This is a genomic window from Bacteroidota bacterium, from assembly GCA_034439655.1.
Taxonomy (GTDB): Bacteria; Bacteroidota; Bacteroidia; order UKL13-3; family UKL13-3; genus CANJUD01.
Genome location: JAWXAU010000189.1, coordinates 1 through 13,843, shown reverse-complemented (window position 1 = coordinate 13,843; position 13,843 = coordinate 1). Strand labels below are relative to the sequence as shown.

Annotated in this window: 13 protein-coding genes; 9 read left to right on the top strand and 4 right to left on the bottom strand. The window is 35.1% G+C overall.

The genetic code is table 11. The features are described 5' to 3' along the window. Window positions 1–18 precede the first annotated feature (18 nt). Window positions 19–1,770, top strand: coding sequence for an amino acid permease (locus SGJ10_14165; GenBank protein MDZ4759268.1), 1,752 nt, complete (start codon window positions 19–21; stop codon window positions 1,768–1,770). A gap of 20 nt (window positions 1,771–1,790) precedes the next feature. Next, window positions 1,791–2,456 (top strand): YggS family pyridoxal phosphate-dependent enzyme, encoded by a 666-nt coding sequence (locus SGJ10_14160; protein ID MDZ4759267.1) that lies wholly within the window; start codon window positions 1,791–1,793, stop codon window positions 2,454–2,456. A 112-nt stretch (window positions 2,457–2,568) separates the two neighbouring features. Here the strand turns inward: SGJ10_14160 and dnaA are convergent, their stop codons facing one another. Then, window positions 2,569–4,017 carry a chromosomal replication initiator protein DnaA gene (gene dnaA, locus SGJ10_14155; protein MDZ4759266.1) on the bottom strand — a complete coding sequence of 483 codons (1,449 nt, stop codon included), beginning with the start codon at window positions 4,015–4,017 and terminating at the stop codon, window positions 2,569–2,571. A 489-nt stretch (window positions 4,018–4,506) separates the two neighbouring features. Between dnaA and SGJ10_14150 the strand changes: the two genes are divergently transcribed. From SGJ10_14150 to ftsY, 7 genes are all read left to right on the top strand, one after another. Beyond that, window positions 4,507–5,850: an MFS transporter gene (locus SGJ10_14150; protein ID MDZ4759265.1), complete on the top strand. Its 1,344-nt coding sequence runs from the start codon at window positions 4,507–4,509 to the stop codon at window positions 5,848–5,850. After that, entirely contained in the window at window positions 5,847–7,763 is a 1,917-nt protein-coding gene (locus tag SGJ10_14145; GenBank protein ID MDZ4759264.1) for an ABC-F family ATP-binding cassette domain-containing protein, read from the top strand. The genes SGJ10_14150 and SGJ10_14145 overlap by 4 nt, the downstream gene beginning before the upstream one ends. A gap of 8 nt (window positions 7,764–7,771) precedes the next feature. Then, entirely contained in the window at window positions 7,772–9,076 is a 1,305-nt protein-coding gene (locus SGJ10_14140; protein ID MDZ4759263.1) for a DUF5103 domain-containing protein, read from the top strand. A 72-nt stretch (window positions 9,077–9,148) separates the two neighbouring features. Continuing rightward, window positions 9,149–9,379 (top strand): 50S ribosomal protein L28, encoded by a 231-nt coding sequence (gene rpmB, locus SGJ10_14135; protein ID MDZ4759262.1) that lies wholly within the window; start codon window positions 9,149–9,151, stop codon window positions 9,377–9,379. Window positions 9,380–9,394: 15 nt separating this feature from the next. Further along, window positions 9,395–9,577, top strand: a complete 183-nt coding sequence (gene rpmG, locus SGJ10_14130; GenBank protein MDZ4759261.1) for a 50S ribosomal protein L33 — start codon at window positions 9,395–9,397, stop codon at window positions 9,575–9,577. A 15-nt stretch (window positions 9,578–9,592) separates the two neighbouring features. Next, window positions 9,593–9,742 (top strand): DUF4295 domain-containing protein, encoded by a 150-nt coding sequence (locus SGJ10_14125; protein ID MDZ4759260.1) that lies wholly within the window; start codon window positions 9,593–9,595, stop codon window positions 9,740–9,742. 162 nt (window positions 9,743–9,904) lie between these two features. Then, window positions 9,905–10,855, top strand: a complete 951-nt coding sequence (gene ftsY, locus SGJ10_14120; protein ID MDZ4759259.1) for a signal recognition particle-docking protein FtsY — start codon at window positions 9,905–9,907, stop codon at window positions 10,853–10,855. A 49-nt stretch (window positions 10,856–10,904) separates the two neighbouring features. On the opposite strand, the gene SGJ10_14115 is transcribed toward ftsY, so the two are convergent. From SGJ10_14115 to SGJ10_14105, 3 genes are all read right to left on the bottom strand, one after another. Continuing rightward, window positions 10,905–11,819, bottom strand: coding sequence for a hypothetical protein (locus tag SGJ10_14115; protein ID MDZ4759258.1), 915 nt, complete (start codon window positions 11,817–11,819; stop codon window positions 10,905–10,907). Window positions 11,820–11,935: 116 nt separating this feature from the next. Beyond that, the gene (locus SGJ10_14110) at window positions 11,936–12,724 is read right to left on the bottom strand and encodes a hypothetical protein (protein MDZ4759257.1); all 789 of its coding nucleotides are present in this window, start codon (window positions 12,722–12,724) and stop codon (window positions 11,936–11,938) included. Beyond that, entirely contained in the window at window positions 12,721–13,533 is an 813-nt protein-coding gene (locus SGJ10_14105; GenBank protein ID MDZ4759256.1) for a hypothetical protein, read from the bottom strand. Before SGJ10_14105 ends, SGJ10_14110 begins: the two co-directional genes overlap by 4 nt. Between the last annotated feature and the right edge of the window lie 310 nt (window positions 13,534–13,843).

Genomic DNA, 13,843 nt, shown 5'->3' with positions numbered 1-13,843 from the left:
ACAGAAAGTATAATCAAAATGAAATCACTCTTCCGCAAAAAATCGCTCAATGCTATATTAAAGCAAAGTCGCAACGAGGAAGGTGCTGAACATACCCTGCACAAAAACTTAAAACTTCGTGACCTTACCGCATTTGGCATTGCAGCAATTATAGGTGCAGGTATATTTTCAACCATTGGAAATGCAGCAGCAGCAGGTGGCCCGGGGGTTTCTTTATTGTTTGTTATTACTGCCATTGCCTGTGCATTCTCTGCCATGTGTTACGCAGAATTTGCCAGTCGTATCCCTATTTCTGGCAGTGCATACACTTATGCCTATGCCAGCTTCGGAGAATTGTTTGCCTGGATTATCGGCTGGGGATTAATCATGGAATATGCAGTGGGAAATATAGCTGTCGCTATTTCTTGGTCTGGATATTTCACCTCACTCATGGATGGTATACATATTAATGGACAACAATATTTCCACATACCTGAATGGATGACCTGCGATTATTCTACCGCCCACGACAATTATATAAAAGCTATCGATTATATAAAAACCAATAATATATGTTCGTGCGAACTTGGCAAATACATGCCCAAGTATTATGAAGGTTATCAAGGATGGATGCAAGCCCCCACATTTTTTGGCACTAGGTGTATATTGGATATCCCCGCATTTAGTATTGTTGTATTAATTACGGCACTTGTATATCGTGGCATGAAAGAGAGCAAGCGGGTAGGCAATATGATGGTATTACTCAAATTGGTTATTATCATATTTGTAATAAGTGTAGGTGCTGCATTTGTGGATGTAACGTATTATAACGATTTCTTCCCCACGGGGCTTAGCGGAATGATGAAAGGAGTATCGGGTGTGTTCTTTGCTTATATAGGTTTTGATGCCATCTCCACCACTGCCGAGGAATGCGAAAACCCACAGCGGGACTTGCCCCGTTCCATGTTTTGGTCATTGGCCATTTGTACCGTATTATATGTTTTAATTTCGCTGGTACTCACTGGTATGGTTAGTTATAAAGAACTAGGCGTAGATGATCCCTTGGCTTATGTATTCGATAAATTAAATTTGAATGAATTCAGTTTAATTATATCAATTGGTGCGGTAATAGCCATGACCAGTGTATTACTGGTTTTTCAAATGGGCCAACCGCGTATATGGATGAGCATGAGTCGTGATGGATTATTGCCCAAGAAGTTTAGCAAAATTCATAAAAAATACAGAACACCTTCCTTTGCTACCATCATTACAGGTATTGTGGTTGCTGTGCCAGCACTCTTCTTTACACTTACCGAAATGACCGACCTCACCAGTATCGGGACCATGTTTGCCTTTGTATTGGTATGCGGTGGTATTATCATACTCAACCACGAAACCAAAGAAGAACAACCAGAAAATATTCATTATAAAATTCCGTATTATAATAGTAAATATATATTGCCATTTTGTTGGGCAATTGTAATTACCCTCGTTATCATATTTAATATTGAAGGTGTGGCAGAATTTTTCAACTTCTTTAACAATCCCAAGCAACCCTTCGCCGAAAAAATACCCTTGCTCCTATTTATCATTCTCAGTATTTTTATCACCATTCGTGCATATATTAAAAACTACAGCTTCATCCCAGTTTTTGGGCTATTGAGTAATTTTTATTTGATGAGCGAGTTGGGTTATCTCAATTGGAGGAACTTTAGTATTTGGCTCGTAATTGGTTTGGTGATATACTTTTTGTATAGCAGAAAGAAGAGTAAATTGAATCACGCTGTTTAATATTATATATCTTACTTTCATTGGACAGCATCGCACAAAATATTCAAAACATCAAAGCTCAAATTGGCGAGAATTGTACTTTAGTTGCAGTAAGCAAAACCTACCCCCCTGAAACTATTATACAAGCCTACAATGCAGGTCAGCGTGTATTTGGCGAGAACTGGGTACAAGAATTAATTGCAAAAAAAGATTTATTGCCCAATGATATACAATGGCATTTAATCGGACACTTGCAAAGCAATAAAATAAAATATATTATAAATTTTGTTTCTTTAATTCATTCGGTGGATAGCGAAAAATTATTACAAGCCATCGATAAAGAAGCTGCCAAAATAAATCGTGTAGTCCCTTGTCTGCTCCAAATGTATATAGCTGATGAAGAAACAAAATTCGGCCTCGACGAGCAAGAACTATATAATATATTGGATAATTTAAGTCAATATAAACATATCCAAATAGCGGGCCTAATGGGCATGGCCACGAATACGCACAACCAAGAAAAAATAAAATCGGAGTTTACTTTTCTAAAAGATTTATATAATAAAGTGCAAGCCGAATATTTCCCAAACGATCCTGATTTCAAGCACCTCTCCATGGGCATGAGCAGTGATTATAAACTTGCCGTTGCTTGTGGCAGTAATATGATACGAATAGGGAGCATATTATTTAATAGCAAAGCCGAATAGCTATCGGTACAGTTGCTGGTAATGATTGGTAATACAATTATTACCTTATTGCGTAAAAAAAATCCCCACTATTTTTTAAATAGCGGGGAATCTTTTACTAAATATTAATATATTATAAGGTACTGATCTTAATTCTTTTTGAGAGTTCTTCCACATCGGCACGGAAGCGTTTGTCGGTTTCCATGAGGTCGTTCACTGTTTGGCAAGCATGGATAACAGTACTGTGGTCACGATTTCCGAAATAGGAACCAATATTTTTGAGAGATGCTTTGGTTAAATCTTTGGCGAAGTACATAGAAATTTGACGGGCTTGTACCACTTCGCGTTTACGAGTTTTCGATTTCACATGTTCAACGGGAATGGTAAAATAATCGCAAACCAATTTTTGTATAAAGTCGATTGAAATTTCTTTGGTAGAATTCTTTACAAAATTCTTCATCATTTGCTTGGCCAAATCCAAATCAATTTCTTTGCGATTCATGCTGCTTTGAGCCAATAATGATATCATGGCTCCTTCCAATTCACGAATATTGGTATTGATATTATGTGCTACATATTCTACTACCTCATTCGGCATAGTTACACCTTCATTATACATTTTTTGCTCGAGTATAGCAATACGTGTATCGAAATCGGGAGTACCTAAGTCGGCTGAGAGGCCCCATTTGAAGCGGGTTAGCAACCGCTCTTCTATATCTTTCAAATCTTTGGGAGCACGATCGCTGGTTAATATAATTTGTTTCCCAGTTTGGTGCAATTGGTTAAATATCTGAAAAAATATTTCTTGTGTTTTGCCTCGTCCACTAAAAAATTGTACATCATCCATAATTAATACATCCACATAATTATAGAAATTTACAAAATCATTGGTGGTTGTATTTTTTACTGAGTCGACGAATTGATTCAAGAATTTTTCGGCAGATACATATAATACTACTTTGTTTTTGTTGTTCACTTTTATTTGGTTGCCTATGGCTTGTACCAAATGTGTTTTGCCCAACCCTACTCCACCAAATATCATCAATGGATTAAATGCAGTACCACCAGGTTTGGTTGCAACTGCATAACCTGCAGAGCGTGCCAAACGGTTGCAATCGCCTTCAATAAAATTTTCGAATGTATAATTTGAATTTAAGTTAGAGTCGATATTTACTTTACGAAGACCGGGTATTATAAAAGGGTTTTTTATATTGTTGCCAATATTTAATGGCATGGTAACACCTATATTGTCGTTCTTTCCCACATTGTTGGTAGGCATGTTCACGGTATAAGGTGAGCTACTGCCTTTACTATTTTCTACTATAATATTATATTCTAATCGTGAGCCTGGCCCTAAAACTGTTTTCATAGTTTTGCGAAGCAAGTCAACATAATGTTCTTCCAACCATTCATAAAAGAACTGGCTGGGTACTTGAATTGTTAATACTTTATTTTCTAACTTCAAAGGCTTTATGGGGTGGAACCATGTTTTGAAGCTCTGCTCAGGGATATTATCACTGATTATTTTGGAACATTCGTGCCAAGCAGATTCGCAGGTTGTTGGGGTGTCGTGGGCTATCATATTAATAAGTCCGCAAGTTGTGTTTAATTATGTTTAAAAAAAAATTTTATTTCTATTGACTTTTGGAGAAAGATAACAGGATGGGCTTTCAGCGTTTTTTTTTTACAATTGGTTTTAGACAAATCTGATTATCAGTTAGTAAAAATTTAGTCGCTGATTATCAATCTCTGTAAGGCTTACATCATTGTTTATATAAAACTATTATGTAACTGCTCACCATTATTTTTATTTCCTTAATTCGTTTGCGAAAGTACTCGATTATTATGGTGATTGCAAGCACTAATTCTATGTTTTTTAATACGCTTTATAATTTGGCTTTGGAATAATAGCTTAATTTTGCAATATTATAGTAGCTTGCTATTTCTTACTTAGTTAATAATCAAACCCTTACGAAATAACTTGGTTTAACAGCAACTATTAATATGTATAAAAATGCCTGAAATAGTTTTGAATATTTTTTAAACCTTCACTTAAAATTATACTATATATATGTCTAAAATTACCCTCAGCAAGAAAATCGTGAACAGTTGGTGCATGTACGATTGGGCTAATTCGGTATATAATCTCGTTATCTGCTCGGCAATCTATCCTATATATTATGAGTCCATCACCTCAGTAAAAGATGCTGACAAAAATATTATAAAAGATACGGTAATGTTTTTGGGAATGGAATTTAAAAATACCGTATTAAGCATGTATGCACTTTCGTTTTCTTTTTTAATTGTATGCTTCCTCTCTCCTATTCTTTCATCCATAGCCGATACCCGTGGCAATAAAAAATCCTTCCTCAAATTCTTTTGTTACTTGGGTGCAACTGCTTGTGCCGGATTATATTTTTTAGTGCCTGGAATTAGTGGCGAACAACCTGCAATGCTAGGTTGGGGTATATTTTGTATGGTAATGGCAAGTATTGGTTTCTGGGGTGGCTTAGTTTTCTATAATTCGTTTTTACCCGATATAGCCTCGCACGACGATATGGATAAAATTTCGGCAAGAGGTTTCTCACTGGGATATTTGGGAAGTAGTATATTATTGATATTATGTCTTGTTTTTATCACCATCATGAAAAACATTGGATACCCGAATTCATTTGCTCCCCGTATTTGTTTCTTGGCCGTTGCAGTTTGGTGGGTATCATTTGCACAAATATTATTTTATAATGTACCCGAACAAAAAATTGGACCGCGTATAAGAGCATCCATATTTAAAGGGTTCCATAAATTGCATGATGTATATAAGAATGCCATGGCCAGCAAAAGCATGAAAATATTTTTGAGCTCTTTCTTCTTCTATAATATGGGGGTGCAAACCGTGATGCAAGTTGCGGTATACTTCGGAGCGAAATTGCTTAAATTACCAGATACAAAACTTATCCCTACAGTTCTTACTATACAATTTGTTGCCATCGCTGGTAGTTTTTTATTCTCCTATATATCCAAAATGTTCGGAAATAAACTCTCACTTTCTATTGCTATAATAATATGGTGTGGCGTTTGTGTTTCTGCTTGGTTTGTGGCCGAATATGAATCGGAGAGCGGTTTTTATATGATTGCATTTTTTGTAGGATTGGTGATGGGTGGCATACAAAGCTTGAGCCGTGCAACCTATAGCAAACTTATTCCTGAAGGCACCCATGATACCGCTTCGTTTTTTAGTTTCTATGATATTACAGAAAAAATTGCCATGGTGATTGGACTTTTCTTATTCGCATTTATCGAACAACATTCTGACGGTATGCAGAATTCTTTGTTCGCCGTGATGATATTTTTCATACTCGGATTTTTACTACTCATACCATTAAAAGATAACAGATTAAAAGCATATAAACAGTGATAGATTTACAAGACATTAATTTCGAATTTGGAGGCAGGTACTTATATAAAGAAGCCTCGTGGCAAATAAAACCAGGCGAACGCATAGGCCTTATTGGTAAAAACGGAACAGGCAAATCTACATTGCTTCGTGTATTGATGGGAGAATATTCCATATCTGGTGGCAGCATTCAAAAACAAGGAGGAATTAAAATTGGATTCCTTACCCAAGATTTTTTAGACAAAAATTTAGAAGGCTCGGTTTTGGAAGTTACCATGCAGGCATTTGAAGAACTATTAGAAATAGAAAAGCAAATGCATATAATAACGGCCAAAATGGAAACCGATTATAATGATAAATTGATGGAGCGACTCGGCGATTTGCAACATCAATATGAAATGCATGATGGATATACCATTCATAATCGGGCAGCAGAAGTTTTGGAAGGATTGGGTTTTAAAACAGAGCAGCTTGATAAACCCTTGCAACAATTCTCGGGTGGTTGGCGTATGAGGGCTTTGCTCGCTCAAATGCTATTAACCAAACCCGATTTGTTGATGCTCGATGAGCCTACCAACCATTTGGATTTACCTTCTATACAATGGCTCGAAAATTATTTAAGAACTTATGCAGGCTCTGTAATTGTAGTGAGTCACGATAGATATTTTTTGAATCGTTTGTGTAATAGAATTGTGGAGATAAGCAATCTTAAGTTTAATATATTTGAAGGGAATTTCGATGATTATATCGATCAGAAAGAAGAACGTATGTTATTACAACAACGACAATTCAGCAATCAACAACAATATATAAAAGATCAGGAAAAATTCATCAATCGTTTTCGTGCCAAAGCCAGTAAATCGGTAGCGGTACAAAGCCGTGTGAAAATGCTGGACAGACTTGATAAAATTGAAGCACCCGAAGGCGATACCGCATCGGTAGGTATCCGTTTTGGAATGGACCATGCGGGTGGAAAAGTAACTTTAGAAATTGAAAAACTACATAAAAATTTTGGCAATCTTAATGTATTTAATAATGCCGAAGGGCAAATAGTTCGTGGCGATAAGGTTGCTTTAATTGGTGCGAATGGTTTGGGTAAATCTACGCTTTTAAAAATTGTAGACGGATTATTGCCCGCCGAAGGAAAAATCACCTTGGGACATAATGTACACATGTCATATTTCTCGCAACAGCAAAGTGAGTCTTTGGACAATACCAAAACTATAGTGGACGAGCTTCAATATTTTGCACCTTGGGTTAAAGAACAAGATGCTCGTACCATATTGGGATCCTTTTTATTTACCGGTGAAGATGTATTTAAAAAAATAAAAGTACTATCGGGTGGAGAAAAAAGCAGGGTCGCTTTGGCAAAAACTGTAGTAAGTCGTTCCAACTTTTTATTATTGGACGAGCCCACCAATCACTTAGATATGCAAAGTGTAAATATATTGGCCAAAGCACTAATTGAGTACGAAGGTTCCATATTATTAGTAAGTCACGATAGGCATTTTATTAGTATGATAGCCGATAAAATTTGGTTTATCGAAAATCAAGAAATCAAGGAATACCCAGGTGGATACGATGAATTTGAAGAATGGTATAATAAACGTGTGGTGCCTCCACCAAGTATGGCAAAACAATTGCCTAAGGAAGAAAAAAGTATCGACAAAAATGATTCAGACAAAAAGCAGGTATCAAAAAACAAACTGATACAAATGCAAAAAGACATGGACAAACTGGAGAAGGAAATTGAAGAGCAAAAGGAGCAATTAAAACAAATAGAAGCAAGCTATAATAATCCAGATATAGCCAGCGATTCTACAAAACTATACGAAGCAACCGAAAAGCATAAAAAATTGTCGATAACCATAAAGCAGCTAAACCTTAACTTTGAAATGTTATTTGAGCAGATGATGTTGCTTCAAGAAAATTAAATGCTAGTATGATGAGCAAAAACAAACCCATTCGACACCTATTATATATAGGACAACTTTTTTTTATGCTGTCTATACTGCTTGGTATATCAAAAAGCAGCTATGCACAAATTAGCCTCCGTTGCGAAAACTATATTTATGATAGTTCTATCAAAACGGTTGAGTTAAAACAACCCAGTGGCGATCCGCTCACCATTATCAATTTGAACAGTGAAGATGTGCTTCGGATGGATTTTGATCAATTGGGAATGAACAATGTATATTATCAGTATTCCTTTATTTTTTGCGATGCAAACTGGAATCCTTACACTAATTATGATTTCAATGCCTATGCACAAGGGTTGCAATATACCAATGTAGACAACTGGAAATTTTCGCAAAACACTTTTCAAAAATATGTGCATTATACTTTTGACTTTCCCAGTAACAATTTTAAATTTCTGTGGGCGGGTAACTATATATTAAAGGTATCAAGAAATGATAATGCCGATGTTCCCTCCATTACCCGAAGGTTTATGGTATGCAATCAAAAAGTGAGTTATACAGCCACTATAAAACCAGCTACCGATGTAAAATACAGAAACAGCAAACAGGAAATAGATGTATTGGTTGACAACTTGGGTTATAATATGCCCAACCCTTATGCCGATGCAAAAATGGTAATTACCCAAAACAACCGTTGGGATAACGCCATCAGTGAAATGAAGCCTCGTTTTATTAGTGGCAACAAGCTCGATTATAATTTTGAAGATATAAATCTATTTAATGGGGGCAGTGAGTTCCGCATGTTCGATATCAGAACTTTGAGGGCTTATAGCCAAAATGTGGCTCGTAAATATTTCGATACGGTATATCATTGTCTGCTCAATGTGGATGAAAGCCGTGCAGCACTGCAATATTTATATATGATAGATTTTAATGGCCGTCGCTCTATAGCCAATAATGAAGGTGTGGCCAATGATCCCGATTATTCGGTGGTGCATTTTGCCCTAAGCAGTGTGGACCCATACAAACAGGATATATATATATATGGTGAGCTAACGGACTGGCAAATGAAACCAGAGTTTAAGATGCACTACAATAAAAACCTGTTTCGTTATGAATGTAAAGCCAAGCTGAAACAAGGTGTATATAATTATATGTATGTGGCCCAAGATCCAGTAACAACAGTAGCTGACGAAACATTGATAGAAGGCAACCACATGGAAAGCGAAAATAACTATACCGTTTATTTTTACTATAAAAATTTGATTTATAATTACGATGAACTTATTGGTGCTCAGACGTTCAGCTCTACAAACTCAGGTAGGTAAAAAGATATTTTTTACAAGATGTTTGTTCTTTAGAAAATAAGTCTTACTTTTGCACTCCAATTTTTTACATCAATGAAAGTTTGCGATTTAACCGGTAAGAAAGCAATGAAAGGTAACAACGTTTCGTTTTCCAACAAGAAAACCAAGCGTAGGTTCTACCCGAATTTGCATACCAAAAAATTCTTCATACCCGAAGAAAATGCATGGATTACTCTAAAGGTATCTACATCAGCTATGCGTACCATCAACAAAAAAGGCATCAATGCTTGCCTGAACAATCTAATTAAAGTCGGAAAAATTTAACCTTCTACAAGTATCATGGCAAAAAAAGGAAACCGTATACAAGTGATATTAGAATGCACCGAGCATAAAACCTCGGGTGTTCCTGGCACTAGCCGCTACATCACCACCAAAAATAAAAAGAATACCACCGAAAGGCTGGAAATAAAAAAATATAACCGGGTGCTTAGAAAAGTAACCGTTCACAAAGAAATTAAATAATAATATTATACTACTATGGCTAAGAAAGTTGTTGCTACACTAAAAACAGGAGCTGGTAAAGAATACGCTAAAATCATTAGAGCTGTAAGGTCTCCCAAAACTGGTGCCTACACTTTTAAGGAAGAAATGGTACCCAACGATAATATCAAACAATACTTTAATTAGTATTCGTTGTCTAAAAAATTTAAAGCTATCTGTGCAATGTACGGGTGGCTTTTTTGTTTAAACAAGTTGGCCGTAAACAGTTTACGGTTAACAGTTAAATTGCTTTACTAAACTAAACATCAATCCGGCGGCGGCGGGGCTATCGGGAATCAATTAAAAAAAATGGGATTTTTTGATTTTTTATATAAGGAAAAAAAGGAGCAGCTAAACAAAGGCTTGGAAAAAACCAAGACGAATTTGTTTGGACGCATTAGCAAAGCCCTACTGGGCAAAAGCAAAGTTGATGCAGAGTTTTTGGATGAGCTTGAAGAGATACTTATTAGCAGCGATGTGGGCGTTAAAACCACACTAGAAATTATAGAACGCATAGAGAAACGTGCCTCCGAAGAAAAATACTTTGGTGAAACAGAATTAAACAAATTATTAAGAAACGAAATAAGCCTTCTCCTCGATGAAAATGCACCTACTGCAAAAATAGATTTCGACTTAGTGGGCGTGCCCAAACCTTATGTTATTATGGTAGTGGGTGTAAATGGTGTAGGTAAAACCACTACAATAGGAAAACTTGCTCACCAATTTAAACAAGCAGGCAAAAAAGTGGTACTGGGTGCTGCAGATACTTTTAGAGCAGCAGCGGTTGATCAACTCAAAATATGGGGACAACGAGTTGATGTTCCCGTGGTGGCATTGGGTATGAATATTGACCCAAGTGCGGTTGCATTTGATACAGTGAAAAAAGCAGTGGAAATGGATGCTGATGTCGCAATAATTGATACAGCAGGTAGGCTGCACAATAAAGTAAATCTGATGGCCGAGTTAAGCAAAATAAAACGTGTAATGCAAAAAGTAATTCCTGATGCACCTCATGAAATATTATTGGTACTGGATGCCTCAACAGGGCAGAATGCATTTGAGCAGGCCCGACATTTTATGGCAGCAACTGATATAAACACATTGGCATTAACCAAACTTGATGGCACAGCAAAAGGAGGTGTGGTGATCGGTATCTCGAATGAATTAAAAATTCCTGTAAAATATATAGGCGTGGGCGAAGGGATGAACGACCTGCAAATATTCAATAAGCATGAGTTTGTTGATTCCTTGTTTAGTTGATAGTATGATTCAAGTGCCAAATGCAACTTTTGTTTGCTTTTAACGCTAGTTAAAATTTTATTCTATATTCCAAATTCACAATAAAACTTCTTGTCAAGCCATCTGGTCTCGTGTCTCTCACCACAAAAGGCACTCCTAAATTAAGTTGTAATAGATTACTTTTATTTATATCATAATCGAAATATACATTTCCATTTAAGGTTAATCCTTCAGAACCTTTTATATCATTTACTATGCCTAAAGCATCAGTGAATTTGTCGGTTGATAAATGATATATAGATAACAAACTTGGTGTTAACTTCATTTTTTTACCAAGCATTATTGGATAAGAAACTCTGAACAAAACATCACCACTTCGCTTAAATTTATTAGTAGATTGAAATGCTCTCAATGCTGAATTCACTGGATAACTTTCTGCTATAAATCCATTACTATTTTGTGTCAAAGGTTGTTGAAGTGCCGCAACTAATTGTATGTTTTTGATTTCATACCCAATGCCACAAGTCAAGTCATAAGTACCTAAACTAGATTGATAGTCCATTGGTAATGAGAGATTGGCTTTCATTTGATTTCCATTTGTTAGTGGTATTTTTGTTCCAAATGTAAGTCTTGTTCTTCCTGCTATTTTATAATTTGCATTCAAATAAATATCTGAAAGTCCCAATGCCAAAACATTATTACCTTGTTGCAATAATGAGGTTAACTTTACATCAATTGAAAACTTATTGTTCAATATTCTATTATATTCAAGATAATTGCCAAAAGTGGAAATAGCATAGTCTGCCTTGCCGAATGATACACCAATTTTAAACTGGTTTTTCATTTTGTCAATACTGTCTAACGAGTTTGGTTTAAAACTGTTTAAAGTACAAAAACCTGCATCGCTGCACCCTTGTGCATTGGCAAATTGTACCAATAAAGTGAAACAAGTTGCAAGTGAAAATTTAATTTTAATATTTCTCATTTTCTATTATATAATTAATGTCCTTTGTGCTATTTGGATTAATTAGCGGTAACTTTTTAAATGACGCTTTGGGCTTGGCGAAGGTGGCTATTTATAGCACAAACTTTCATACATAATCAGTTTTTTAAATCATTTTGTTCTGTAAATATGTAGAGCAACATATGTGTCTTCTTTTTAGAGTTTAATTCGTCAGGTCCAGTATAAACATAAGTAATTTTCAATTCTGGGTGTTTGTCCTCAAATGCTTTAATCGTATTTTCCCAAACGAACTTGTCACCTAAAAATGGAAAGTCAAACTTATAAACGCCCTGAACGACTTCTTCGCCTCGCACAGGTAGTGTTTTGTTTGAAGAAGTACTTTTTGAAAAGTCCAGAATAGAATAGGAAGTTATAATAGTTAATAATGTTCCTACCAATACTCCTATTTTAATGTCTTTGGTAAACGAAAATTTTATTAATCTTTCTTCGATTAGTGAATTATATTTATATACTACCCAAGAAACTACCAATATTATCCAAAATATGCCGTGTTCAAGCAAATTAAATCTATCTCCAAAAACTTGGTCGCCTATTGAAAATAAACTGAATAATAAAACAGAGAATGAAACTCCTCTATAAAACCATTGTTCCGAAATTTTATCCTTGCCTTTATATAGGTTGAATAAAGAAAATAAATAGCAAACAAATGCCACTATTTCTAAGGTAGAAATTCCTGCTAATGCTATTGTCGCAAATATTGGGTCTGTAAGTCCTAATGAAGCAAAGAATTTTATAAAGAGTGTATAAAAATCTGCTCCCACCCAATATGGATAGACGTCAGGAATGATTTTGTCTATTACAGTTAAAGCCCCAAAAAATGTCCAATAGATTAGGATAAAGTATTGTATTAATTTTTTCTCTTTCATTTTATGCTATCTGTTTGAATGTAGATAATAAGTCCATCTGACTCTGCTAATCTCAATGGAGTTGGTGCTGTGTAAATATAATTTATGCTTAACGATGGGTTGTCCTCTTTAAATTTTGCAATAGAATTTTCAAATGCTTTGCTACCAGCAAGAAATGGAAATTTAATTTTGTATTTGTTTTCGGTTATTTTAATTGCATCTACTGCTTGGGTTCTTTCTATAAATGAAGAATGATTATGCCAAAAAATTGCAAAAGTAGTAGTAGCAGTTATTACAATTGTAAAAACTGCTGAAACAAAAAACTGTTTTTTCCCAATTGAAAAGTTGTCAAAAATTTGAATTTTGTCTATGCGGATAAATATAATCCAAGATAGCAGCGTAATAAACCAAAATAAGCCATGCTCCAAAAGTTCAAAGTGGTCGCCAAAAACCTGATCGCCAAGTGAAAAGTAAGTAAATGTGGTTAGTGTTAAAACAATCCCTATAAAAAACCACGAACGAGCAGAGTCAATATTTTTCTTTATGAAATGATACAATGCACCAGAAAAAAACACAAGAGCAAAAATTTCTAAACCCGCAGTAATTATCAATGCCACATTTGCAATAATTGGATTGCCAAGTCCTAGTGAGTCAAAAAATCTTTCAACTTGTGCGAACCTGTCCTTGCCCACAAATAAGAAATGTGCACCTCCAATTATTTTGTCAATGACGTTTAATAACCAAAATAATATCCAATAAAGAAGGATAAAATACCTTACAAGGTCTTTTCCAATTATTCTGTTATTGATAACTAAATTTTTATTTTCCATTTCTCATTACATTTTGAAATCTCGTTTGTTGATGTATATCTTTCCAATTATGCACCCTGTCCTGTACAATTACTTATAACTATCAAATTGAAAAAAAGATTTAAGCAAGTGATCTTTTTCATTATATTAAAGTGCTTTTAATTTTTCTTCAAACTTTTTATTTGTAATATTTTTTTATCCAATTTATAAATTCTTCTTTTGTCATACTGCCAGCCCTTTTCTCTAATTGCATACCTTTGCCATCTAATATTAAAAAAGTTGGGAAGCCATTAGCATTATATTGCTTATAATATTTCTTACCATATTCACT

Coding starts and splice junctions, on each gene's coding strand:
- SGJ10_14165 (MDZ4759268.1), top strand. CDS start 19: ATGAAATCACTCTTCCGCAAAAAATCGCTCAATGCTATATTAAAGCAA.
- dnaA (MDZ4759266.1), bottom strand. CDS start 4,017: ATGATAGCCCACGACACCCCAACAACCTGCGAATCTGCTTGGCACGAA.
- SGJ10_14150 (MDZ4759265.1), top strand. CDS start 4,507: ATGTCTAAAATTACCCTCAGCAAGAAAATCGTGAACAGTTGGTGCATG.
- SGJ10_14140 (MDZ4759263.1), top strand. CDS start 7,772: ATGATGAGCAAAAACAAACCCATTCGACACCTATTATATATAGGACAA.
- rpmB (MDZ4759262.1), top strand. CDS start 9,149: ATGAAAGTTTGCGATTTAACCGGTAAGAAAGCAATGAAAGGTAACAAC.
- rpmG (MDZ4759261.1), top strand. CDS start 9,395: ATGGCAAAAAAAGGAAACCGTATACAAGTGATATTAGAATGCACCGAG.
- SGJ10_14125 (MDZ4759260.1), top strand. CDS start 9,593: ATGGCTAAGAAAGTTGTTGCTACACTAAAAACAGGAGCTGGTAAAGAA.
- ftsY (MDZ4759259.1), top strand. CDS start 9,905: ATGGGATTTTTTGATTTTTTATATAAGGAAAAAAAGGAGCAGCTAAAC.
- SGJ10_14115 (MDZ4759258.1), bottom strand. CDS start 11,819: ATGAGAAATATTAAAATTAAATTTTCACTTGCAACTTGTTTCACTTTA.
- SGJ10_14110 (MDZ4759257.1), bottom strand. CDS start 12,724: ATGAAAGAGAAAAAATTAATACAATACTTTATCCTAATCTATTGGACA.
- SGJ10_14105 (MDZ4759256.1), bottom strand. CDS start 13,533: ATGGAAAATAAAAATTTAGTTATCAATAACAGAATAATTGGAAAAGAC.